Annotated in this window: 29 protein-coding genes, 1 tRNA gene and 1 pseudogene; 7 read left to right on the top strand and 24 right to left on the bottom strand. The window is 68.7% G+C overall.

Translation table 11 applies throughout. From position 1 onward, the window contains the following. Window positions 1–977: 977 nt before the first annotated feature. The 15 genes and pseudogenes from AB0D57_RS02525 to AB0D57_RS02455 form a co-directional block, all read right to left on the bottom strand. Window positions 978–1,151: a hypothetical protein gene (locus AB0D57_RS02525; protein WP_362066123.1), complete on the bottom strand. Its 174-nt coding sequence runs from the start codon at window positions 1,149–1,151 to the stop codon at window positions 978–980. Window positions 1,152–1,640: 489 nt separating this feature from the next. Continuing rightward, a pseudogene (locus AB0D57_RS02520) lies at window positions 1,641–1,840 on the bottom strand (ATP-binding protein); the annotation flags it as partial. Between the two features lie 39 nt (window positions 1,841–1,879). Beyond that, entirely contained in the window at window positions 1,880–2,272 is a 393-nt protein-coding gene (locus AB0D57_RS02515; protein ID WP_362066121.1) for a hypothetical protein, read from the bottom strand. Window positions 2,273–2,356: 84 nt separating this feature from the next. After that, window positions 2,357–2,512, bottom strand: a complete 156-nt coding sequence (locus tag AB0D57_RS02510) for a DUF6131 family protein (RefSeq protein WP_362066119.1) — start codon at window positions 2,510–2,512, stop codon at window positions 2,357–2,359. Window positions 2,513–2,758: 246 nt separating this feature from the next. Beyond that, entirely contained in the window at window positions 2,759–3,013 is a 255-nt protein-coding gene (locus AB0D57_RS02505; protein WP_362066117.1) for a CDGSH iron-sulfur domain-containing protein, read from the bottom strand. Then, entirely contained in the window at window positions 2,994–3,647 is a 654-nt protein-coding gene (locus tag AB0D57_RS02500; RefSeq protein WP_362066115.1) for a HemK2/MTQ2 family protein methyltransferase, read from the bottom strand. The genes AB0D57_RS02505 and AB0D57_RS02500 overlap by 20 nt, the downstream gene beginning before the upstream one ends. A 61-nt stretch (window positions 3,648–3,708) precedes the next feature. Next, the gene (locus AB0D57_RS02495) at window positions 3,709–4,698 is read right to left on the bottom strand and encodes an iron-containing redox enzyme family protein (RefSeq protein WP_362066113.1); all 990 of its coding nucleotides are present in this window, start codon (window positions 4,696–4,698) and stop codon (window positions 3,709–3,711) included. A gap of 102 nt (window positions 4,699–4,800) precedes the next feature. Next, the gene (locus AB0D57_RS02490) at window positions 4,801–5,211 is read right to left on the bottom strand and encodes a gas vesicle protein K (protein ID WP_362066111.1); all 411 of its coding nucleotides are present in this window, start codon (window positions 5,209–5,211) and stop codon (window positions 4,801–4,803) included. Continuing rightward, window positions 5,201–5,440 carry a gas vesicle protein gene (locus AB0D57_RS02485; protein ID WP_362066188.1) on the bottom strand — a complete coding sequence of 80 codons (240 nt, stop codon included), beginning with the start codon at window positions 5,438–5,440 and terminating at the stop codon, window positions 5,201–5,203. Before AB0D57_RS02485 ends, AB0D57_RS02490 begins: the two co-directional genes overlap by 11 nt. After that, window positions 5,440–6,267 (bottom strand): GvpL/GvpF family gas vesicle protein, encoded by an 828-nt coding sequence (locus tag AB0D57_RS02480; RefSeq protein WP_362066109.1) that lies wholly within the window; start codon window positions 6,265–6,267, stop codon window positions 5,440–5,442. The genes AB0D57_RS02485 and AB0D57_RS02480 overlap by 1 nt, the downstream gene beginning before the upstream one ends. After that, window positions 6,260–6,667 (bottom strand): gas vesicle protein, encoded by a 408-nt coding sequence (locus AB0D57_RS02475; RefSeq protein WP_362066107.1) that lies wholly within the window; start codon window positions 6,665–6,667, stop codon window positions 6,260–6,262. The genes AB0D57_RS02480 and AB0D57_RS02475 overlap by 8 nt, the downstream gene beginning before the upstream one ends. A 39-nt stretch (window positions 6,668–6,706) precedes the next feature. Next, a complete protein-coding gene (locus AB0D57_RS02470) occupies window positions 6,707–6,949 on the bottom strand; it encodes a gas vesicle protein GvpG (protein ID WP_168498659.1) in 243 nt (80 codons plus the stop codon). Between the two features lie 10 nt (window positions 6,950–6,959). Then, entirely contained in the window at window positions 6,960–7,673 is a 714-nt protein-coding gene (locus AB0D57_RS02465; RefSeq protein WP_362066105.1) for a GvpL/GvpF family gas vesicle protein, read from the bottom strand. Window positions 7,674–7,700: 27 nt separating this feature from the next. Beyond that, a complete protein-coding gene (gene gvpJ / locus AB0D57_RS02460) occupies window positions 7,701–8,177 on the bottom strand; it encodes a gas vesicle protein GvpJ (RefSeq protein ID WP_362066103.1) in 477 nt (158 codons plus the stop codon). Between the two features lie 28 nt (window positions 8,178–8,205). Then, window positions 8,206–8,556, bottom strand: a complete 351-nt coding sequence (locus AB0D57_RS02455) for a gas vesicle protein (protein WP_362066101.1) — start codon at window positions 8,554–8,556, stop codon at window positions 8,206–8,208. A gap of 282 nt (window positions 8,557–8,838) precedes the next feature. Between AB0D57_RS02455 and AB0D57_RS02450 the strand changes: the two genes are divergently transcribed. After that, window positions 8,839–9,744, top strand: coding sequence for a histone protein (locus AB0D57_RS02450; RefSeq protein WP_362066099.1), 906 nt, complete (start codon window positions 8,839–8,841; stop codon window positions 9,742–9,744). Between the two features lie 3 nt (window positions 9,745–9,747). Continuing rightward, window positions 9,748–10,710, top strand: coding sequence for an SRPBCC family protein (locus AB0D57_RS02445; RefSeq protein ID WP_362066097.1), 963 nt, complete (start codon window positions 9,748–9,750; stop codon window positions 10,708–10,710). A 192-nt stretch (window positions 10,711–10,902) separates the two neighbouring features. Here AB0D57_RS02445 and AB0D57_RS02440 read toward each other — a convergent pair whose 3' ends face one another. From AB0D57_RS02440 to AB0D57_RS02415, 6 genes are all read right to left on the bottom strand, one after another. Then, window positions 10,903–11,085: a CsbD family protein gene (locus tag AB0D57_RS02440; protein ID WP_362066095.1), complete on the bottom strand. Its 183-nt coding sequence runs from the start codon at window positions 11,083–11,085 to the stop codon at window positions 10,903–10,905. A gap of 156 nt (window positions 11,086–11,241) precedes the next feature. Further along, window positions 11,242–11,859 carry an alkaline shock response membrane anchor protein AmaP gene (locus AB0D57_RS02435; RefSeq protein ID WP_362066093.1) on the bottom strand — a complete coding sequence of 206 codons (618 nt, stop codon included), beginning with the start codon at window positions 11,857–11,859 and terminating at the stop codon, window positions 11,242–11,244. A gap of 28 nt (window positions 11,860–11,887) precedes the next feature. Then, window positions 11,888–12,607, bottom strand: a complete 720-nt coding sequence (locus AB0D57_RS02430; protein ID WP_362066091.1) for a DUF6286 domain-containing protein — start codon at window positions 12,605–12,607, stop codon at window positions 11,888–11,890. Window positions 12,608–12,659: 52 nt separating this feature from the next. Then, complete coding sequence (locus tag AB0D57_RS02425; protein WP_362066089.1) at window positions 12,660–13,040, bottom strand: Asp23/Gls24 family envelope stress response protein; 381 nt, start codon at window positions 13,038–13,040, stop codon at window positions 12,660–12,662. Then, on the bottom strand, window positions 13,037–13,207 hold the full coding sequence (locus AB0D57_RS02420; RefSeq protein ID WP_362066194.1) for a hypothetical protein: 171 nt from the start codon (window positions 13,205–13,207) through the stop codon (window positions 13,037–13,039). Before AB0D57_RS02420 ends, AB0D57_RS02425 begins: the two co-directional genes overlap by 4 nt. A gap of 81 nt (window positions 13,208–13,288) precedes the next feature. Beyond that, entirely contained in the window at window positions 13,289–13,771 is a 483-nt protein-coding gene (locus AB0D57_RS02415) for an Asp23/Gls24 family envelope stress response protein (RefSeq protein WP_362066087.1), read from the bottom strand. Between the two features lie 157 nt (window positions 13,772–13,928). Here AB0D57_RS02415 and AB0D57_RS02410 point away from each other — a divergent pair, with 157 nt between their 5' ends. From AB0D57_RS02410 to AB0D57_RS02400, 3 genes are read left to right on the top strand one after another with little or no spacing between them, the layout of a single operon-like run. Then, window positions 13,929–14,507, top strand: coding sequence for a sigma-70 family RNA polymerase sigma factor (locus tag AB0D57_RS02410; protein WP_362066085.1), 579 nt, complete (start codon window positions 13,929–13,931; stop codon window positions 14,505–14,507). Then, a complete protein-coding gene (locus AB0D57_RS02405; protein ID WP_362066083.1) occupies window positions 14,498–15,187 on the top strand; it encodes a hypothetical protein in 690 nt (229 codons plus the stop codon). Before AB0D57_RS02410 ends, AB0D57_RS02405 begins: the two co-directional genes overlap by 10 nt. After that, the gene (locus AB0D57_RS02400; RefSeq protein ID WP_362066081.1) at window positions 15,187–15,564 is read left to right on the top strand and encodes a hypothetical protein; all 378 of its coding nucleotides are present in this window, start codon (window positions 15,187–15,189) and stop codon (window positions 15,562–15,564) included. Before AB0D57_RS02405 ends, AB0D57_RS02400 begins: the two co-directional genes overlap by 1 nt. On the opposite strand, the gene AB0D57_RS02395 is transcribed toward AB0D57_RS02400, so the two are convergent. Together AB0D57_RS02395 and AB0D57_RS02390 are read right to left on the bottom strand one after the other, a co-directional pair. After that, complete coding sequence (locus AB0D57_RS02395) at window positions 15,524–15,703, bottom strand: DUF397 domain-containing protein (RefSeq protein ID WP_362066186.1); 180 nt, start codon at window positions 15,701–15,703, stop codon at window positions 15,524–15,526. The two genes, AB0D57_RS02400 and AB0D57_RS02395, sit on opposite strands and share 41 nt — an antisense overlap. A gap of 686 nt (window positions 15,704–16,389) precedes the next feature. Beyond that, window positions 16,390–16,463, bottom strand: a tRNA-Pro gene (locus AB0D57_RS02390). 153 nt (window positions 16,464–16,616) lie between these two features. On the opposite strand from AB0D57_RS02390, the gene AB0D57_RS02385 reads away from it, so the two are divergent. Further along, window positions 16,617–17,318 carry a transketolase gene (locus AB0D57_RS02385; protein WP_362066079.1) on the top strand — a complete coding sequence of 234 codons (702 nt, stop codon included), beginning with the start codon at window positions 16,617–16,619 and terminating at the stop codon, window positions 17,316–17,318. A 74-nt stretch (window positions 17,319–17,392) separates the two neighbouring features. After that, window positions 17,393–18,304, top strand: a complete 912-nt coding sequence (locus tag AB0D57_RS02380) for a transketolase C-terminal domain-containing protein (protein ID WP_362066077.1) — start codon at window positions 17,393–17,395, stop codon at window positions 18,302–18,304. A 56-nt stretch (window positions 18,305–18,360) separates the two neighbouring features. Here AB0D57_RS02380 and AB0D57_RS02375 read toward each other — a convergent pair whose 3' ends face one another. Continuing rightward, the gene (locus AB0D57_RS02375; protein WP_362066184.1) at window positions 18,361–19,671 is read right to left on the bottom strand and encodes an MFS transporter; all 1,311 of its coding nucleotides are present in this window, start codon (window positions 19,669–19,671) and stop codon (window positions 18,361–18,363) included. Window positions 19,672–19,941: the final 270 nt, after the last annotated feature.

Raw genomic sequence — 19,941 nt, 5'->3', positions numbered from 1 at the left:
AGTGCGTCCCAGGCCGGGTCCTTGCAGGCGGTCGACACCTGCTGCGCACCTCGGGCTGACCGACCAGCGTCGGCAGGACGGCGCGGACGGCGCCGATAGCTGGTACGGCGCGAGGGAAACACGTTCGAGTACAGCCCTGCCGAGGGCAGCCCTGCTTCGGCAGGGCTGCCCTCGCCGAGGTGCCCCGCTCGGGTTGGCCGGGGCTCGGCAGGCGTTGATGACGTCGGCGCCGTAGAACGCGGAGTCAGCCCGCAGCACGAGCAGGCCGCTCGCGCCGCAGACGCGGGCGGTGCGGATGCTCTCGGCCACGAACGCTGCCGCCCCACGCGCGCAGTTCGAGGGGCCGTGACCTTGTTGTATCCGTAGCCGGCGCCCTGTTTGGCGTAGCCGTAGGTGCGTCGGATGGTGTCGTCGATGTTCACGTAGGCGGCCTGGTCCGCGCCGGTCAGCAACGGGGTGTGACGGGCCAGTTCGGGCAGGAACCGGCGGGCCACGGCGTGTAGTTGCTTGACTTGCCCGTGGGTGAAGGAGCGCAGGAACGACCCCAGCGTGGATGGGGCCCGCACTCCGGAAAGCAGACGGCCCATCGCGCCGTGCCGCAGCCGGTCCATGTCGTCGATGCTGTCGGCGCCCGCGGCCATGCCGCCCGCCAGCGACATCAGCTTCGCAGCGGGGAAGGCGCCGGTGCCGTCCTTCGAGGCAGGAAGCCGGATGTACTCCCCGGCCAGTGCTGGCAGACCGCACCGCTCGGCCAGCCGCACCACCGGCTCCAGCCCGCCGTACGCGATCAGGTTCGGGTCGTCGAACGTGGAAGAGACCGCCGCCGCGGCATGGAAGGATTGCAATCTCGGAAGTGCCTTGCTGATCGTGCCTGACGGGGTCCTAGAGAAACCCTGTCATCGCAGGTCACAAGGCACTTCTTCGTTTCCGGAAGAACTATCCACAGCCATCAAGCCGGGCTCAATGTCATGACATTTTCAGCGCTTGACGGAGTCCTTGGTCCTCTCTTTCGCGCCCCGCATCATGCCCCGCGCTTCGAGGGCGGCACCTTTTGCTGCGAGGACGTCCTTGTGAACCGCGTGGGCCGCCTTTCGCACGGTCTTTCCGACAAACTGTTCGGCCTTTGCCTTGGCTTTCTCTCCGGCGCTCATCTCACTACCTCCGCGCTTACTGGCCGAGTGCCCTTGAGGCAGGGGTAAAACCCTGAGCAGGCGGTGCTTTATGCGCCGCGCCCTATGGAGTGATCGCTTCGTACCGAAGCAGTAAGACACTCACCGCCGCTGCGTCCTGTCGGTGCGGTTCCTGCAGAGGAGTACCTGATCCGTAGCTCGTGGCCAGTCGCAAGAACTTCGTCCGTGCGCGCCGTACAGCAGCCACAGCAACTGCTCCGTCTTCGACGTGAACGCTATGACCGCTACACGTGCCATCCATATACTCCGTGTGACTGCCATCGAGGCCGACGGGCCGCGTACCAGAGCCGTGACGGCCGCCTACGCGGCATCGTCCTTTCGGAATCGCTTCACGCGGCGCATCACGCCAGAGCACTTTCCTTCCTCACATTGCAGATAAGTGGGGAAGCCGGAACCTGTGACATTTCGGTGCCGCCTGGCACAGGTTCGCCGGAACATGTGCGCTTTCGTGAACGCCTCGTTGGAGGCGATCGCGATGCTGTTTCTTCTCCTCACGCTCCCTCAGAACCTGGAAGAGCATCTCGGCGCTGCGGCGGTCGAGTTCGAGATAGTCGAGCTCGTCGATTTCTCAAAAGGCCGACGTGTCCGTAGCGGGCGACGGTCTTGCCCAGCTGCTCGTCATCGGCGGCTTCGACCAGCTCGTTCACGAGGGGATGTCGTAGGCCTCGGCACGAGACTGGGCACGGGGGTCAGCGGGCCCTGCGGCTGCCGGGCGGGTCCTGAGGGTCGACGCCAGTGGTGGCGGATGCGTCTCTGGTTCCGCTCGGACGCTGGGAGCGGCCCTTGCGGCCGGTGTCGTGCATGCCCTTCTCATCACTGCGGGTCTTGCTCTGTTCCTCGCCGCGGCGGCTCGTGCTCTTCACTGGGCTGCCGTGCGGATCCCCCGCCTCTTCTTTGGAGACCTTGCGCCCGGGGCCCATATCGGGAGCGCGCTGGTCGGGGTGGAAGGAGCGGTGGGTGCTCGGGTTGTCCTGTTGGCGGGTCTCGTCGACGTCCGGAGACCAGCCGTGCTGATGGGTGCCCTTGTGCCGGCTGGGGCCCTCACCGTGCGGGGGCTGGGATGACTTCGGCTCCTTGGCCATGGCCTGGCCTGCCTTCCTTTCTTGCACTGAGTACGTCCTGTGTGAGCTCTACGGATTACGAAGCTCCCTGTGCTGAGGTGGTTGCTACCAGTAGTGCTTGCGTCCGCCGACGCCGTGGCCGAGGGCGCCCACCATCCACAGGACGACTCCGATGACGACGAGGATCACGCCGATGGTCCACAGGATGCTGATTCCGGCGACGAGGCCGATGACGAGCAGAATGATGCCGAGGACGATCATGGTGTCCTCCGATTTCGTTGTGATGCCTCTTCCAGAGTAGGCACATCCGCGCCCCCAAGGCGCTGTCCACAAGGGACGGGCGTTTGCCGAGGCGGGCTGGTCCAGGCGCGTACAGGAGAACGAAACCGCTGGCGGGGGTGCGCCGCTACTGACACGCGGACGCCTCAGGCGTTTATGGCGGAGTACCGGCGGCGGTTTGCGGTGCCGGGCTGCACGGTCCGGCGGAGACGGGGGTGTCAGCGCGGATCAGGGACTGAGTTCCGTAGTTGCCTCGGGCCCCGGAGTGTCCGTTTGGTTCGGCCTGGCAGGCTTTCGATGGCTGGTGTCGCACCACGGGTAGGTGCGGCTGCGGCGGCAGGTGCACAGGGCTACGCAGAATCGGTCGGACGACACGACGGTGCCGTCGTCCAGGGTGACTTCGACCGGGCCTTCAATGAGCAGAGGTCCTGTCCGCTGAGCGGTGATGCGGCGGCGTCGTCGTTCAGGGGAGTCGTTCGGCACGGATGATCACCAGCTCTTCCTTGCTGTCATCGCCTGCCAGCAGGCCACGGCTTCGCAGCCAGCTGCTTCGGGAGCGAAGGATGGGCCCGACCGCGATGTAGCGGTGTTCCACGATGTCTGCGTGCAGGCCGGCCGCCCGCAACAGCCTCAGTGTCTCTTCCGCGCCGCTCAGGGCGGACTGGACGAGGAGCAGAACTCCGCCGGGCCGGAGGAGTGCGGGTGCCTCCCGGCATATGCGGTCCAGGAGAAGACGGCCGTCATAGCCCGCGTCCCAGGACCGGGCCGCGCCACGGCGGGGGCGGCCGGCGTCGGGTGAGGGTACGTACGGCGGGTTGGACAGGACGAGATCGAAAGATCGGCCTGATACCGGATCCAGCAGGTTGCCGCGTATGACGTGCAGCGGAAGTCGTGCGAACGCCGCGTTGACCTTGGCGTTGAGAACCGCCCGCCAGGAGATGTCGACGGCTGTGACCTTCGCGCCCAGCCGTGCGGCGGCCAAAGCGACAGCTCCTGTACCCGTGCCGATGTCGAGGACATGAGCCTGCGGGGGGAGGGGTTCCTGACGCAGGGATTGCACGAGCAGATCGGTGTCGTCCTGTGGGGCGTAGACACCGGGGAGAACGAGGGGAGTCATGGGGGTTTCATCTCCGGTTCTCGGGGGCGTCGGAGAACCTGTTCGGGGCCGGGCCGGCTGGTCAGACGGGCGTACGCAGCGATGACTTGCCTGCCCGCCACGCGCTGAGGAGTCGTTCGGCAAGGCGGTCCTCGACGTAGTTGGTGGCGTCCACGCCGAACGCGACGTCGCTGTTCAGGTGGGGTTCTTCCTCGAGGAGGCCCGCGACGACTTCCCGGCGCACGACCTGCTCATGTACGGCGTCGGCCTCGACGTGCTCGTCGTAGAAGTGCTCGGCGGCGGGTCCCGCGCCGCTGCGCCGCATGGCCTGAGCGAGCCGCCGTGAACCGGGCGACGAGGTGATCTCGACAGTGGCGAAGTGACCTACCAGTGCGCCTCTCAGGGCGCGGTGCAGTCCGAAGAGGGACATCAGGTTCACGACGGCGAGTGCCTCGGCGCCGGCAGAGTCGAGATACCGCCCGTAGGTGGTGTCCAGGCCGAGGTCGGCCATGAGGTCGGCGAACAGCCGCGCGTGCACCCGATCCGCCCGGCCGCCGCCGAACTCGTCGAACTCCACGGCTGCCATTCCGGCCTTCGCCCGGCCCCACAGGCGGGGCAGCACCCAGGCGTGCGGGTCGGCCTCCTTGAGGTGGTACAGCGACCGCTGTGCGGCGTATTCGCGTAGCTGCCACAGCTCCCCGTGGTCTTGGAGGTAGTGGGTGACCCCGGGGCCGGCCATGGACTCGACGAGCAGCTCATCCAGCGCCTCGGCGGCGTGTTCATGCCGTGTGGCCTGGTGGCGCAGGGCCTTGAGGAAGGGGCGCTCCAGGGCTGCCCGGGCCTTGAGCAGGTCGGGGTCCCATTCACGGGCGGCGTCCACGTCGGCGAAACCTCGGTAGTGCAGCTCGTAACAGAGATAGAGGCCGAGCTGCCAGTCCTCGCCGAAGGGGGACGCGTCTGCGATCGTCCCCTCGTCGGGAGGCGGCCCTGTACCTCTCAAGTACTCAGTAATCGCCGTCGAAATGGGGCCCCGGCTCGGCGGCAGTGGCGGTTCTTTCGACCAGAAATCCATGTGTACGGAGTACCCGTGATCCAGAACGTCTCACATGGTGTTCCTGGGGCAAGGAGCTGTCTGCGCGGACAGCGGTATTGCCGTTCGCCGCGTTGCCGGGGGTCAGTCGGAGGGCGGCAGCAGTGTGCCCAGCGGCCCGAGGTCGAGGTTGAGGTCCTCCATGGTCAGTCCGTACTGGGCGCACAGATCGCTCATGCGGTCGTGGAGGAGCATGAGGGTCGCTCCCAGGCGTTCTTCCTGTTCGTCGGTGAGGTCTCCTTGGTCGACGCGGTGCAGGGCCTGTCGTTCCATGAGCTGGCGCAGCAGTTCCACGAGAGTGAGGACGAGCCTCATGAGGTCCCGTTCGACGGTGTCGCGGTCGGAGCTGATCCGCCGGGCCGGGGAACGCGAGCCCCTGCCGGCCGACGGGTCCAGGTCGTGCGGGGCGGCGGGCAGCAGCCGGAAGGCGCGTGCGGCGGCCTCCGCGACCTCGTCGGCGCGGCGCGGCAGCCGGCTTTCTCCCTCAGTTGTCATGGTCGCCGCCTCGCAGCGGATTCGTCCTCGTCCATGGCGAGGGGTTCTGCTCGCTGATGGAAACGATCAGGGCACGCAGTGAGACACGTACTAGATCGATGTCCGCGATGGACAGCACAACGTCACCGGTGAGGACGACCCCACCGCTCAGAAGTCGATCCAACAGATCAATGAGAGCGACCTGCCGCTGAGGCAGACGCTGCGCCTCGGGCGCACGACCAGGCGTGATCACGGAGGTGCTCCCTCTGCAGCTGCAGCACCGCCGGATTCACCGAGTGGCATGGCGAAGGAGTACGGAGCCCAGGGGCCGGTGGCCTCGACCCGCACCCCGTCCAGCCCGTCAGCGGCATGCGCCACGTCGGCCAGGAAGTCGTCGCAACGCTTCAGGGGCACAAGGTACGCGTCATTGACGACGTTCTCGCCGACGGCGCCGGCCGCGTCGGCGAGAAGACCCTGCTGTACGCGATGCCGGACACGGTCGGAGGCGTGCCTGCGGCCCGCGGTCTCCATCCGCTCGGCGGCCTTCTGCGCCGCCTGGTACACAGTGTCGCGAACAGTTTGCTGTTGCCGGCGGTTACGCAGATAGGCGCGCCCGGGAGTCAGGTCTGCCGCGGGAACAGTCGGCGCCGCGGGGACCGCAGACGATTCGACATAGATCTTGACCCCCCATTCGACGTGTTCGGAGAGCTGGGCCAGGCGCTCCGCGAACATGGTCCGCCCGGCTTCCAGCACCTCTCGAGCCCGGTTGTCATCGAGATAGACGGTCGCCAGGCGCAGCGGAAGCACGGTGGTGCGCTCGCCCAAAACCTCGATGACGCCGTGGTGAGCGCGGGCCACCGCCTCCAGCCACTCCAGGTCCTCAAGATGCTGCTTGAGAGCGTCCTCTTGGAAGTCCTGCGTGGGCACATGGCTCACCACGAGCCCCAGCTGATCGTCACCGGAGTCGGTGACGAGGCTGACCGGAGTGTCGGCGACGCCCCGGAGCGGCGCGGTTGCCTCCCACAGCCGCTCGGCGTTGCGTACCACCGCATACGCGTACGTCAGTAGGTCACTCATCGCGAGCACTTCCCCGGCGACGGCTGCGCGTGTCCCGGGGCGCTTCCTCCTTTGCGGGGAGGGCGTTGCCCTGGCGGATGGCATCGATCTCGGCCCGCAACAGGCGGTTCTCCTCGGCCAGTGACTGTTCACCCCTGCTCCGAGAGGACAGCGAGGGGTCGTGCTCCCACCAGTCGATGCCCATTTCCTTCGCTTTGTCGACGGAGGCGACCAGGAGGCGCAGCTTTATGGTCAACAACTCGATGTCCAGAAGGTTGATCTGTATGTCGCCTGCGATGACGATGCCCTTGTCGAGAACCCGTTCAAGGATGTCGGCGAGATTCGCGGAGGAGCCCTGCCCGTAGGGGGGCGCTGCTCGGGACGGATAGGAACCAAGCCTGTTGGCCAGCGGTTCAGTCACGGTTGCGGCCTCGTATTCCCTCGTGCCGGATCAGGAGTGTCAGCCCTGCCGATAGGCACGGATCTCCTCCAGCCGGTCGAGCAGTTCGTCCTCGCGCTGGTCGAACGTCTCCTCGTCGATGTCGCCTGCGACGAGGAGACGTTCGAGCTCGGCGAGTTCGCGGTGAACCGGCGCGGGGTCGTAGTACTGGTTCTCGGCTTCCTCCCGGACGCGCTCCACTACCCATACGACGCCGCGCACGGGCGCCAGGGGAAGGGTGACGAGCTGTGTGAGCAGGCCCATGAGAACTCCTTCAGACGAAGCTGTAGGGGGGCAGGGGGCCGTTGAGCCGGAAGTCGAAGTCGTCGCCCATCTGATGGGTGACGCTCAACTCCGAGGTGAGGAACGTCTCTTCCTGTTCCTCGGTCACCAGGAACGACACGTTGAGAAAGTCCGAACCCGTCGGCTGGGATGTTTCGAGCGTCCGGGCGAAGGGGCGCAGTGCTTCGACCACACCCGCCGCCAGCGCCTCTTGCCGCGCCTGCACCTCTTGGGCGACCAGCTCACCGAGTCGCAGCGATGCGTCGGGGGCGGCGGTGCCGCCGCGGATCTCGTCATTGAGTTCTCGCGCCGCGTCCGACTCCCGCAGGATCTGCCGCAGCAGCGCGTCTTCGTCCTGTGACGCCTTGAGGTGGTACTCGGTGCACCCCTCCAGTACTTGAAGCCTGTCCGTATAGTCCGCGGCATTCTGCTCCAGAGCCAGCACGACGGCCTCGTCGTTCTCGGCGATGAGGCCGAACCGCATGGGGAGCACAGTGCCGTCAGCCATGAGGCGCTTCTGCACTTCCTGGTGGGCGATGATGTCGCGACGCTTGGGGCGTAGATCCTCTGGTGCGTCGCTGACTACAGCGCACAGCGGTCCCGCTGTCACTGTCCGCAGGCCCGCCGGTGACTCACCGACTCCGCTGAGACCGTCGAGGCGGAGCGGGTGCTGCTTGCCGGTGATGGAGTAGATGTATACGGCCATGGCTCATTCCTTCTCGCCGGGCGGGCCCTATTCGCGCTCACGTCGGGAGGTGCGCCGAGCCGGCCGCCGTCGCCTCTCCACGGGTTCCTTTTCCTTGCCCTCGTCTTCTTCCTCGGCCTCCTCCTCTTCGCCGTCACGGTCGGCGATCCCCTTGAGGGAATCGGTGACCGCTTCCGCCGCGCCGGAGAGGGCGCCCTTGGATTTGCCCTTGGCTCCGCTCTCCACCGTGTCTCCGACGATGTCGGTCAACTGGGCGGGTGCCTTTCTCCCGGTCTCGAGGTCGAGACGGTTGCATGCCTCGGCGAAGCGCAGATAGGTGTCGACGCTGGCCACTACGATGCGGGCGTCGATCTTGAGGATTTCGATTCCCACCAGTGACACGCGGACGAAGACATCGATGACAAGCCCGCGATCCAGAATGAGTTCCAAGACGTCGTAGAGGCTGCTGCTGCTGCCGCCACCACCGCGCGCGACAGCGCCTCCACTCTGTGGCACCACCGTCATGGCGCCTCCTTTCATGGCCGTTGCGGCCTCAGCCCAGCCGGTCGATCTGGCCGCGGCTGTAGCGGCGCGTCCTTCGGTACTCCACCAGGTCGCCTTCGTTGTCCAGCGTCACTCGGTAGGTAGCCATCACACTCGTGGTTTCGGGGACGCGTTCCAATTCGAGTACCTCGACGTCGGCCTCCCAACCGGCCTCGGTGGATTTCAATGCCGAGACGGACTCGGGGGCCCGCCCGAGCAACTCCTGAAGTTGTTCGACGGCGGAACGAATGGCCCAGGCTGCGTTGCCCTTGCCGGAGCGTTGCCGGGGGCCACCTGTGGTCCCCCGGTCCGTGCTGCGGCCACTGCTGCTGGATCGCCGCCGGGGTTCTGCTGCGGCCATGGTCTCTCCGGTGGTCGGAGCGCGCGCCATACTCCACGCACGAACACTATAATTCCATCATATAGGGGTACATATTGTCGGGCATGGATGGCTTTGAGCGAACCTGCCCGGTGGGGTCCACGACCTGCCCCGGTGGGGCCCCGCATGGCGTGTCCGGGGTGCTCTCAGCGGGCCGAGAGACGCGTCGCGTGCGATCCGCTTCTGTCTCAATCACTGGTTGAGCAGGGGATGTTGGCCCGTATTCGAGTGTGTTCACCTCCCCTTTCCGAAGGGAACCGGCTCATGAACGACACGACCAAGATCGGCCTCGCCGCCGCGGTCGCAACTGGCTATGTGCTCGGACGTACGAAGAAAGCCCGTGTCGCCTTCGGGCTGGCAACCTATCTCGCAGGTCGCCGATTTGGGCTCGATCCGCAGCAGCTGTTGACGACCGGCCTGAAGAAACTCGGTGACGTTCCTGGAGTCACCGAGCTGAACGAGCAGGTGCGCGGCGAACTGCTGGACGCCGGACGTAAAGCCCTGGCCGCCACCGCCGACCGGCGCCTCGCCGGCCTCGCCGACTCTCTCCATGAGCGCACACTGCGCATCGGTGAGGAGAAGGGCGAGGAGGAAGAGGGCGAGGAAGAGCCTGAGGAGGGCGAGGAGCGCTACGAAGACGAGGAGGAGACGGAGGGCGAGGAAGAGCCTGAGGGGGAATTCGAAGAAGAAGAGGAGGAGGAAGAGGAGGAAGAAGAAGAACCAGAGGAAGAGGAACCGGAGGCAGAAGCGGAGGAGGAAGAAGAGGAAGAAGAACCGGAGGAGGAAGAGCCAGAGGAAGAGGCTGAGGAGGAGCCGCCACGGCGTCGTCGCCGCCCCGTAGCGGGAAGGAAGCAGGCGGCCAAACCCTCTCCCCATCGGGCGGCCGCCAAGGAAGCCGCTCCCGCCAGGAAGAGGACGCCTGAGAAGAAGACCCCCGCGAAGAAGACCGCGGCGCAGAGGCCCCCGGCCAAGAAGTCGGCGGCGCAGAGGCCCGCAGCCAAGAAGACTGCCGCCAAGAGGTCGGCGCCAGCGAAGAAGACCGCGAAGAAGTCTCCGCCCCCTGCCAAGAAGGCGGCGGCGAAGAGCGCGTCCGCGAAGAAGGCCCCATCCAAGAAGGCGGCCCCCGCGAAGAAGGCGACTGCCAAGAAGACTCCCGCGCGGCGGAGGTAGGTCATGGCCGACAAAGAGCGTGACTCCGGCCAGGGAGAGGTCTCCGGCCTCGAAATGTTGCGCGACGAACTGACCGACTTCGTCGGTGCTCAGGTCGAGCATCTCGTCGACAAGGCCGGGGGAAAGTTGGGGGATGTCACCGACCAACTCCTTGACACGGCTGAGAACGGCGGATCTCTCCCCGGCATCGGCGGACGCATCCTCCAGGGTGATTCCCCCTTGAAGGCGTTCGTCGGCGAGAAGGCCAAGGGCCTCAAAAACAATGTGATGGACAAGGTCAAGAACGTCTTCGGCGGGGGGCGCGGAGGCAAGTCCGGCAGTACCAAGGTGATGAACATCATTGAAGTACTGGACGTCGGTGTGCCGATCCGCGTTGCGTACAACTACTGGACCCAGTACGAGGAGTTCAGCGACTTCACGAAAGGCGTACGGAGTGTGTCCCGTAACGACGAGACCGCCAGTGACTGGAAGGTGAAGGTCGGCCCCTCGACCCGTGGTTGGAAGGCGACAGTTCAGGAACAGGTGCCGGACGAGCGGATCGTGTGGAGCTCCGAAGGCGCGAAGGGCACTACTCACGGCTGTGTCAGTTTCCACGAACTCACGCCCGACCTGACACGGATCGTGCTTGTCGTCGAGTACTACCCCTCGGGTCTCTTCGAGAAGACGGGCAACCTGTGGCGGGCCCAAGGACGCCGTTTGCGGCTGGACTTCAAGAACTTCCAGCGCTACGTCACGTTCGCCGACGAGGAAGTCGAGGGCTGGCGCGGAGAGATCCGCGACGGCGAGGTGATCCGCAGCCACGAGGAAGCACTGGATGAGGAGGAAGCGGCAGGGGAGGACGAGGAACAGGAGGAGTACGACGAAGAGGCGCCCGACGAAGAAGAGGAAGAAGAGGCGCCCGACGAAGAGGGGCCAGAGGACGAGTACGACGAGGAGGACGAGCAGGCCGACGAGGACGAGCGCTGACGCGGCCCGAGCGGAGCGATTCCCTCGGCGTGACTATGGACGCCTCGTACGGTCTGACTGCGACCGGTTGGAGAAGCCATCGGACGGGCGCGGGTGCGGCGCTTGAACCACTGCGCGATCACCCGCGTCCGGCGCGATATCGACGTTGACGACATGAGACTCCGAAGATGCGGACCAGCCGTACGTCCTCGATCAGTGCCCGTTCCGCTTACGGAGGTGGCCCGCCGCCCTTTCCGTCATCTCATGTGCCTTGGCACGCAGCTGTTCCCCACGCCCAGCCTGCTGCATCGATGAGTCCCCCAGGGCCTTGCCGAGAGTCTCCTTCATCTTGCCCCTGATCTGATGCACCTTCGCATTGGGCTTGGCCTTGGCCATCGGAATCGCCGTCCTCTCAAGACGCTGGGAAACACGGCCCGTTCAGGACCGACACATCTTTGTTCACCGTGCGCCTGCCCGCGGGGCTCGGCAACTGGGAGCGCCTCGTGCATGCAAGCGGGATCCGCTGCCGAGGCAGGCCGTCGGTCACCTGCCTTACTGTGCGCGGTGCGGTTTGTCATGGGCGACCTGTAGGCGGACGTCGGTGTGCATGGGGGCGGTGCCGGGGGTGCCGGTGGACCGACGAGCGGTACGGAGCGGGCCTTCGCACAGATCGTCGAGGGCGGCGCCGGGTGCACCCTGAGGGGTGAGAGCAAGCGTGATGTGGGTGCGGGGGTGGGCAGGCCGGCCAGTGATGTGCACGGTTGCATGCTCAACCCCCGGCAGGGCACCGGCTTCTGCGGCTATCGCGTCGCTGAGCGCATGGTCGCGCAGCTCGACGCCTTCCTGCGGGGGTGTGCCGCCGACGGGCATCGCTCCGGGGCGGCGTCGGTGCAGTTGGGCGAGCAGCCACCACAGGGCGAGCAGGGCGACGATCGTGAGGGCGGCGATGACGGCGGGCCACCACCACCAGCCCTGACTGCTCCAGCGGGCCCGGTCGGCGGACCCGAGGAGGACGTCGTGCGGGGTGGTCAGGGGCCAGCCGACGGGCGGGACCAGATCGTGTCGCCGGTAGACGTCGAGTCCGGCGAAGAGAATCAACAGACCGCCGCCGAGCAGTACCAGTCCGGCGAGGGTCAGCAGACCGCGGTTGAGTACGGTTCGCGGCGTCATGGTGTGGGCTCCGGTGTGGGGGTTTCGCTCAGTCGGTGCGTTGCCGCACTCGTACGGCGATGCGGGGAGGGCGGGCGAGGACGAGCTGATCGCGCTCCTCGTCGAGGACGGCGGTGAGGTCGTCCTTCACCTGCTGGGGGTCGCGGAAGCGGATGTCCGCGCGGGCTTTGACGCGGTGGCGGCGCACCCGGACGCGAGCCGTGCTGACTCCCGGTACCCGCATGGCGGCGTCGCGCAGCAGGTCGGCGGCGCCGTCGCGGTCCAGGGAGGCCCGCAGCCCGGGCGCGGGGGAGCGCAGGGGCAGCCAGTGGCGTAGGCCGGGGGTGAGGGCCAGGACGATCAACCAGATGCCGAGCGCGGCGGCCACGGCGGCCCCCGTGAGCACCCACACGTCGTCCAAGGGGCGGGTGGCCAATTCGTCGGCCAGGTGCCGTCGCCAGGCTGCCGCAGGCCGTCCCGCCCGTACGGCGACGACGTCGAACAGCGCCGCGACCGCCGCCACGAGTATCACCGAGGCGGCCAGCGCGGCCGGTAGGCGGCGCGTGGACCACGGGCGGTGGGTCCGGTGCCGTCTGTCGTGCTCGCCCGCCGCCAAGTCCGGCAGAAGGGGCGCGTCGTGTTCGGGTGGACCGGGCTCTATCGGCTCTCTCGGCGCCTGCGGCTCCTCAAGCTCCTTCGTCATCGGCACGGTGGCACGGCGCGCGGATGGCGTGGAGCTGCGTGCGGGAGGGTCCGGGTCGGGTGTCATTCCGGTCCTCCTTTCTGCGCGGCGTGCCCGGCGGCCCGGGCCGCGTGGCGCCTCATCGGACCCGTCCCTGGCTCGCGTCGGCGACGGTCAGCAGCCGCCGGACGGTGAGGGTGACCTCTCCCACCTCCAAGCCGGTCAGCTGAGTCACCCGTTCGGCGACATCGTGCTGGATCCGCTCGCAGACGTGGGGGATGTCGGTGGGGTAGGGCAGATCCATGGCCAGGTGCAGGCGCACCGATCCGGTGCGGACAGCTGCGGAGGCGCTGGGTGCCGCCGGCCCGCTCCGGTCGGGCGGTATGGCGGCGCGCCGGGACTGGGCTGTGCGTGCGGCCCTGGCGGCGATACGGGCGACCACCCTTTCCGGGATGACGGTGGCGCCCCGTTCGGCCGGAGGCGGCAGGCCAGGGGGTGGGGAACCGGGCCGGGTACTCACCGCTGCCTCCGCGTATGGAGGTCGAGGTCGCCCTGCACGACGAGGCCGACGATCAGTCCCACCGCACCCAGAACCAGAACCAGCAGGAATGCCCAGAAGCCGCCGAAGTATCCGGCGAAGCCCAGAGCCATGCCGGCCGCGAGGCCCGTCGTCGCTGCGTTCATCATCCACTCACCCGTCTCGCGAACGCGAGCGTCCGTGTGATCACCCGCTCATGCCCAGGGCATGGCCGTGGTCACTGCGGTCGGTCACCGCACGCGGCCCTCGTCCCGTTCGGCCTCTTCCTCCTCGTCGGGGAGATGGACGTCGTCGACGGCGATGTTCACCTCGACGACCTCCAGTCCCGTCATTCGTTCCAGGGCGCTGATCACGTTGGTGCGTACGGCGCCGGCGACGTCGACGATGGAGACGCCGTACTCGACGACGACGTCCAAGTCCACCGCGGCCTGGCGCTCGCCGACCTCGACCTTCACCCCGCGCGTGACGCCTCCGCCTCCGCCGGGGACGCGTTCTCGCATGGCGCCGAAGGCGCGGGCCATCCCCGCTCCCATGCTGTGGATGCCCGGTACCTCGCGTGTGGCCATGCCCGCGATCTTGGCCACCACGCCGTCCGCGATGGTGGTCTTCCCCCGTGTCTCGGCCGGTGCTCCGGCCCCGGTTCGGCCCTTCAGCGCGCTCACGCCTGAGTCGGGCCGGCTGCCCCCGCCGACGCTGGTGATGTTGTCCGTCATGGCGGTCGCCTCGAGTGGCTAGGTGTGACACCTGCGTGGTGTCTCTCAAGAGGTTGGACACCAGGGGCGGCGTACCTCTCACAGACGTAGCGTGTGATATGCATCACACAGGCATGGCGGGGGTACACGCTCTTTCCCAGCCCCCTGCGAGAGCGTCATGATTCGACGTACTGCTTCCCCACAGCTGGGATGCGACCTGCCGGACGGAGTGCTTGCCGTGCGGGCGGCCGAGGGAGACGAAGACTCCTTCGCCGTTCTCGTCCAGCGGCACAACCGGTCCCTCCTGGCCCTGGCCCGTGGCATGCTCGGCAACCCCCAGGACGCTGAAGAGGCCGTTCAGGACGCCTTCGTCAGCGCCTGGCGGCGTCTACCGGAGTACCGTCACAGTGCGGAATTCAGTACCTGGATGTACCGGATCACCATCAACCGCTGCTTGACCATGCGACGACGGCGCCGACCGCCGCCCCTCCCCCTGGACACCGTCGCCGAACTCGCGACGGGCGACGCGAGGAGCCAGCCCGCCCGGTCCGCCGAGCAGGACGCGGCCACCGAGGCCCTGGCCCGCGCGCTCGCCGAGCTGGACGCCGGCCAGCGGATCTGCTGGATCCTGCGTGAACTGCAGGGCCTGCCTTACAACGAGATCGCCCACGTGACACGGACCAGTGAGCAGACGGTGCGCGGCAGACTGTTCAGAGCACGCCGATCCCTGCAGGAGGCGATGGGCCCATGGCGCTAGACGACCCGCAGACCCGGCCTTCCGAACCGCCCCATGCCGACGGGCCCCGCACCAGCCCCATTGACGCCGGCATGTCCATTGACGCCGACGTGCCCCCGTACGCGGGTGATGAGGTACTGCCCTGCGGCCGCCTGCTCAGCCAGGTCTGGGAACAGGCGCGGGACGCTGCGCCGGTCGCGGACCCGCACACGGTGTCCTGTCCTCACTGCCGCGAGGCGGTCGAGGGACTGGCCACGGTGAACGCGGCCGCCCAGGCGCTGCGTGCGGAAGACCTTCCCGGCCTGCAGGCGCTCGCCGACCGAGTCATGAACGTCGTCAGGGTAGAGATCCGGCTCGGACGGCTGCTGCCCTTGGCCGACCCGGACCGGGAGCTACGGATCGCCGAGAGCGCTGCCGCGAAGGTGCTGCGGCAGGCCGCGGACATGGTCCCCGGTGTGAGGGCCGCGACCTGCCGGCTCGTACCCGCGGGCGAGGGCACCGACGTGCGGGTGACCATGGAACTGGCCGCTGCCCTCGACCGCCCGCTGCCCGACCGGGTTGATCAGGTACGCCAATCGGTCCTCGACTCGGCCGGACGGGACCTGGGTCTGGCCGTGACGGCCGTCGACATCACCGTGGTCGACGTACTGGAGCCGTGGCCACCCCTGAGCCCCGGCGACCCTACGGGCGGGGGCACGTGATGATCGCCACCGGCACGACCACGCTCCTCGGCGTCGCGGCCGAGGCAGCCCTCGCCGTTCCCGGCGTGGCCGCCCTGCAGCCCCGCCTGGCCCACTGCCTCGCGGCAGCCGCCGCGCCTACCCGGACGGACACAGCACCGCACCGCATGCCGCCCGAGGCGGGCATCCGCGCCGACCGGGCGCCGGACGGTTCGGGGTGGCGCATCGAGGTGCGCTGCGTCCTGGCCGAGGGCCACCGAACCCTGGACGCCGCCAGGAACATCCACGACCGGGTACGGACCGCCGCCACCTCCCACCTCGCCACCCACGGGGTCGTTGAGCCGGTCACCGTCGCGGTCACCGTGACCCGTATCGCCGCCCGACCCGCCATGGCATGAGTGCCGTGCGACGGAGGACCAGGAAGGCCGGGCCCGCCTCGACCTTCGAGTCACGGACGCCGGCCATTCCGGCCAGGTCGGCGATCTCGACGCAGTTACCGCCTCCCTGATCCGAGTAGGACGACTTGCGCCAGCGAATTCCTTATACGCGGTCTCTCCCCGGATGAGGCCCGTGACCTCGCCCGGCGGCCCCTTCCCGCTGCATCGTGAAGAGGATCCTGTCGCGCACCGGCCGACTGGCGCCACCTGCGTACCGGTTCCCGCAGCCTGCGCACCGGGGTGGCTGGTCTCTCTCGCCTGCTGTCGCCCCGCGGCCTCAGAGTTGGATGGGCAGGTGGCGGGGTCCGCGGAGCATGGCGTTCTGGCGGTAGGGGGTGGGTCCTGGGCCAGGCGACCCGCGAGATGGCGTCCGGGTACACATCGCCGAGCCCTGCATTGAATCTTGGGGCTGCACCATCACCCGGCACTACCCAGCCCTCTTCTCCAGCCAACGAAGCGGCCTGGGGCCTCACGCGGTGCTCCGGGAGGGCCGTTTTCAGTACGGGCCGTTTCCGGCCCAGCGTCTCCGCCAGTCGGCCGTTACCTACCGGCCCAAGTCAAGCAGTCCCTCGAACGTGATCTTGCCGCGTTCGAAGATCACGGCCGCCGGCGCAGCACTGTCCGCGCAGCTGAGCGTGCTGCGCGCCCCGCGTTCCCTGCCGAGGCCGATCGTCGTCACCCGCTGACGCCGGTCAAGTGGCGTTGGCCCCCAACTGGTCCCCAGGAATGATCAAGGGGCGGTTCCGGATCACTCCAGAACCGCCCCTGACCTGCGACTCGTTCGAGTCGGGACGACAGGATTTGAACCTGCGACCCCTTGACCCCCAGTCAAGTGCGCTACCAAGCTGCGCCACGTCCCGTTGCCCGTTTGACCTGGGGTTTCCCCCGGCCGAACGCGCATCGAAACAATACCGCACTCGGGCCGGTGATCGCGCACTCGTTTACGCGGGGCCGACGGAGGGCATCGGCGGGCACTTGACCTGAAGTTTGATTGAGGTTGCACGATCGTCTGCATGACGATCACCGAGAAACGCGACTACGAGTACACGGACCTGCCCCGACTGATGGGGCTCATGACCGGTGACGAGAAGCACGGGCCGGCGGCGACGTCCACGATGGACGCGCTGTGGGTGCTGTACGACCGGGTGCTGCGGGTCGGGCCCGAGCGGGTGGGCGACCCGGAGCGGGACCGGTTCCTGCTCTCCAAGGGGCACGGGCCGATGGCGTACTACGCGGTGCTGGCGGCCAAGGGCTTCGTGCCCGTCGACTGGCTGCCGGGCTTCGGCTCGTACGCCTCGCCGCTCGGGCACCACCCCGACCGGGTACTGGTACCGGGCGCCGAGATCGGCAGCGGATCGCTCGGGCACGGTCTGCCGATCGCCGTCGGCACCGCGCTGGGCCTGCGCGCACAGGGGCTCGGCACGCCACACGTGTGGGTGCTGGTCGGCGACGCGGAACTGGACGAGGGCAGCAATCACGAGGCGATCGCGTACGCCGGGCCGACCGGCCTCGACCGGCTGCACACCGTCGTGATCGACAACTCCTCCGCCAGCCATGCCCGGCCCGGTGGCATCGCCGCCCGGTTCGACGCCGCGGGCTGGTCCGCCCGGACCGTCGACGGCCGTGACCACGACGCGCTGTACGCCGCCTTCACCGCACCCCACCCCGGCCGTCCGCACGTGGTGGTCGCCCAGGTCGAACCGAAATCCGCCTGAGGCAGGCCGCCCACCGCAGGCGCCCCCGGCATTCCGCCCGGCATTCCGTACGCCCCTGAAAGGAACTCCCTCCCATGGACACCATGCGTGACCGCTTCGCCTCCGTCGCCTCGCGGCTGCTCGATGAGGACCCGCGGGTCGCGGTCGTCCTCGCGGAGATCGGCGCGGACGGCTTCGTGGAGGCCCGGCGCAAGCATCCGGAGCGGGTGATCAACGTCGGCATCCGCGAACAGCTCCTCATCGGAACCGGCGCGGGCCTGGCGCTGACCGGGCTGCGGCCGGTCGTGCACACCTTCGCCGGCTTCCTCGTCGAGCGGCCCTTCGAGCAGGTCAAGCTCGACCTGGGGCACCAGGACGTGGGCGCGGTGCTGGTGAGCGCGGCAGCGTCCTTCGACTGGCCCGCCGGGGGCTTCACCCACATGGCACCCGGCGATGTGGCCCTGCTCGACACCCTGGACGGCTGGACCACGCACGTCCCGGGCCACCCCGACGAGGCCGAGACACTGCTGCGGCACGCGGTCGCCGCGGGGGACGACAAGGTGTACGTGCGGTTGTCGGTGCAGTCCAACGCGCAGGCCCTCGCGGTCGACGGGACGCACTTCCGCAGGGTCCGCGAAGGGCGCGCCGGAGTGGTCGTCGCCGTCGGGCCGATGCTCGACGCCGTGCTCGCCGCCACGGAGGGACTCGACGTCACCGTCCTGTACGCGACCACGGTCCGCCCCTTCGACACCGTGGCGCTGCGGCGGGCCACCGAGACGGCGGGCGCCGTTGTTGTCCTCGTCGAGCCGTACCTGGCCGGTACGTCGACGAGCGCCGCGGGCGAGGCGCTCGTCGACGTACCGCACCGTGTGCTCGGTCTCGGTGTCGGCCGCCGTGAGCTGCGCCGGTACGGAAACGTCGACGAGCACCTGGCCGCGCACGGCCTCGACGCGGGGTCCCTGCGGGAGCGGATCGGCGGCTTCCTGGGAGCCCCGCAGCGCGTGTGACCGTCGGCAGCCCGCGCCACGCGCGCCTGCGGCGGCCGACCGCACCCGCCGACGGCTCAGTGGCTGCCGCCCCGCGCCGGTTCGCATATCCCCGCGGTCGTACGCGGCAGGGGTGCGGGCGGGTCGACGCGCACCAGGTCGCGCACCGCGGGCACCGACAGCAGGGCCGTCGAGACGACCAGGGTCATCGCGCCGGCGACGAGCAGGACATTGCCCGCGCCGAGGGCCGCAGCGGCCGGGCCCGCCAAGGCCTGGCCGACGGGCATCATCGCCAGGGAGCCCGCGACGTCATACGCGTGGATGCGGTTGAGGACGTCCGGCGCGACCTGCGTCTGCACACTGGTCGCCCACATCACGCTCCAGAACGACATGCCCGCCCCGGCGATCACCGCTCCGGCCGACATGGCCGTCAGCCCGAGCCCCGCCCCGACCGATGCCGGGAAACAGGCGAAGGAGAAGAGCGCGATCGAACCGGCCCGCAACATACGGCGGGGACGCAGCCGCAGCGCGATCAGTCCGCCGATGACCGTGCCGGCGCCGAGGGCCGAGTTGAGCAGTCCGTAGGCGCCCGGGCCGTGCTGTTGGACCACCTGAGTCGCCACCAGGGGGACGGTCGGGCCCCAGATGGAGATCATGTACACACACCAGATGACGATGACGCCCCACAGCCAGGTCCGGGTCCTGAACTCCCGCCAGCCGACGGCGAGATCGTCCTTGAAGCTGCTGCCGTGCGCCTGGTTCGCGGGCGTGACCGGCAGCGGACGGAGCAGCAACAGGCACAGGGCACTCAGCGCGTACGTGGCCGCGTGGGCCGCGAAGACACCGCCGGCCGAGGAGAACGCGACCAGCAGGCCCGCGAGGGCGGGACCCACGAGCTGGGCGGCGGACTCGGCGATCCGGATCGCGCCGTTGGCCCCCTGGACGTCGGTGGCGAGGCGGGGCACCGTGCTGGCGACTCCGGGCTGGAAGACCGCGCCCGCCACGCCGTTGACGGCCCCGATCGCGCAGATCTGCCAGAGGACCACATGATCGGCGAAGAAGAGCACGGCGGCGAGGGACTGGGTGACGAGCCGCACGAGGTCGGCCCCGATCATCAGCTTGCGTGTGCTGAACCGGTCGGCGATGACCCCGCCGAAGATCACCAGGCCGGCGAAGGAGGCGGCGGAGGCGGCCATCGCCAGGCCGATCGCCCCCACCCCGAACCCGTGCTGCAGCAGTCCCGCGGCGAGCGCCACTGGCAGCATGGCGTCACCGAGCCGGGCAAGGGCCCGCGCGACGAAGAACAGTGCGAAGTCCCGGGACCAGACGGGTCGAGGGCCACTCGCGGCGGCCACGTCATCGTGGTCCGGAGCCCCGCGCAGAGGCATGATCCAGCCGACAGCCCGGCCGGTCGGGCCCCGGACATCTCCGCCGGGAGCCGCCACGGTCCGCTTCTCCACGATGCGGGAGACCGCGTCCGGTGCGATCGCGCCGGGTGCGCCCGGCTCACTCGTCACCTGCGCCGTCGGGGCCTCGGCGGCCGGCGGGGACGCCCCGGCCCGCGATGGCTTCCCGCCCGGCGACCTCCCGTACATCCCGCCCGTGCCCCCCGCCGATCCCCCACGGCTCCCCGACGAACCGAGCGTCCCACTCTCCAC

The organism is Streptomyces sp. NPDC048275 (assembly GCF_040652275.1).
Classification (GTDB): Bacteria; Actinomycetota; Actinomycetes; order Streptomycetales; family Streptomycetaceae; genus Streptomyces.
This window is presented reverse-complemented; position numbering and strand designations above follow the sequence as displayed.

What these genes read in the sequence shown, in the direction of transcription:
- AB0D57_RS02525 (WP_362066123.1), bottom strand. Translation starts at nt 1,151, where the DNA reads ATGAGCGCCGGAGAGAAAGCCAAGGCAAAGGCCGAACAGTTTGTCGGA.
- AB0D57_RS02515 (WP_362066121.1), bottom strand. Translation starts at nt 2,272, where the DNA reads ATGGCCAAGGAGCCGAAGTCATCCCAGCCCCCGCACGGTGAGGGCCCC.
- AB0D57_RS02510 (WP_362066119.1), bottom strand. Translation starts at nt 2,512, where the DNA reads ATGATCGTCCTCGGCATCATTCTGCTCGTCATCGGCCTCGTCGCCGGA.
- AB0D57_RS02500 (WP_362066115.1), bottom strand. Translation starts at nt 3,647, where the DNA reads ATGACTCCCCTCGTTCTCCCCGGTGTCTACGCCCCACAGGACGACACC.
- AB0D57_RS02495 (WP_362066113.1), bottom strand. Translation starts at nt 4,698, where the DNA reads ATGGATTTCTGGTCGAAAGAACCGCCACTGCCGCCGAGCCGGGGCCCC.
- AB0D57_RS02490 (WP_362066111.1), bottom strand. Translation starts at nt 5,211, where the DNA reads ATGACAACTGAGGGAGAAAGCCGGCTGCCGCGCCGCGCCGACGAGGTC.
- AB0D57_RS02480 (WP_362066109.1), bottom strand. Translation starts at nt 6,267, where the DNA reads ATGAGTGACCTACTGACGTACGCGTATGCGGTGGTACGCAACGCCGAG.
- AB0D57_RS02470 (WP_168498659.1), bottom strand. Translation starts at nt 6,949, where the DNA reads ATGGGCCTGCTCACACAGCTCGTCACCCTTCCCCTGGCGCCCGTGCGC.
- AB0D57_RS02465 (WP_362066105.1), bottom strand. Translation starts at nt 7,673, where the DNA reads ATGGCCGTATACATCTACTCCATCACCGGCAAGCAGCACCCGCTCCGC.
- gvpJ (WP_362066103.1), bottom strand. Translation starts at nt 8,177, where the DNA reads ATGACGGTGGTGCCACAGAGTGGAGGCGCTGTCGCGCGCGGTGGTGGC.
- AB0D57_RS02455 (WP_362066101.1), bottom strand. Translation starts at nt 8,556, where the DNA reads ATGGCCGCAGCAGAACCCCGGCGGCGATCCAGCAGCAGTGGCCGCAGC.
- AB0D57_RS02450 (WP_362066099.1), top strand. Translation starts at nt 8,839, where the DNA reads ATGAACGACACGACCAAGATCGGCCTCGCCGCCGCGGTCGCAACTGGC.
- AB0D57_RS02445 (WP_362066097.1), top strand. Translation starts at nt 9,748, where the DNA reads ATGGCCGACAAAGAGCGTGACTCCGGCCAGGGAGAGGTCTCCGGCCTC.
- AB0D57_RS02440 (WP_362066095.1), bottom strand. Translation starts at nt 11,085, where the DNA reads ATGGCCAAGGCCAAGCCCAATGCGAAGGTGCATCAGATCAGGGGCAAG.
- AB0D57_RS02435 (WP_362066093.1), bottom strand. Translation starts at nt 11,859, where the DNA reads ATGACGCCGCGAACCGTACTCAACCGCGGTCTGCTGACCCTCGCCGGA.
- AB0D57_RS02430 (WP_362066091.1), bottom strand. Translation starts at nt 12,607, where the DNA reads ATGACACCCGACCCGGACCCTCCCGCACGCAGCTCCACGCCATCCGCG.
- AB0D57_RS02420 (WP_362066194.1), bottom strand. Translation starts at nt 13,207, where the DNA reads ATGATGAACGCAGCGACGACGGGCCTCGCGGCCGGCATGGCTCTGGGC.
- AB0D57_RS02415 (WP_362066087.1), bottom strand. Translation starts at nt 13,771, where the DNA reads ATGACGGACAACATCACCAGCGTCGGCGGGGGCAGCCGGCCCGACTCA.
- AB0D57_RS02410 (WP_362066085.1), top strand. Translation starts at nt 13,929, where the DNA reads ATGATTCGACGTACTGCTTCCCCACAGCTGGGATGCGACCTGCCGGAC.
- AB0D57_RS02405 (WP_362066083.1), top strand. Translation starts at nt 14,498, where the DNA reads ATGGCGCTAGACGACCCGCAGACCCGGCCTTCCGAACCGCCCCATGCC.
- AB0D57_RS02400 (WP_362066081.1), top strand. Translation starts at nt 15,187, where the DNA reads ATGATCGCCACCGGCACGACCACGCTCCTCGGCGTCGCGGCCGAGGCA.
- AB0D57_RS02385 (WP_362066079.1), top strand. Translation starts at nt 16,617, where the DNA reads ATGACGATCACCGAGAAACGCGACTACGAGTACACGGACCTGCCCCGA.
- AB0D57_RS02380 (WP_362066077.1), top strand. Translation starts at nt 17,393, where the DNA reads ATGGACACCATGCGTGACCGCTTCGCCTCCGTCGCCTCGCGGCTGCTC.
- AB0D57_RS02375 (WP_362066184.1), bottom strand. Translation starts at nt 19,671, where the DNA reads ATGCCTCTGCGCGGGGCTCCGGACCACGATGACGTGGCCGCCGCGAGT.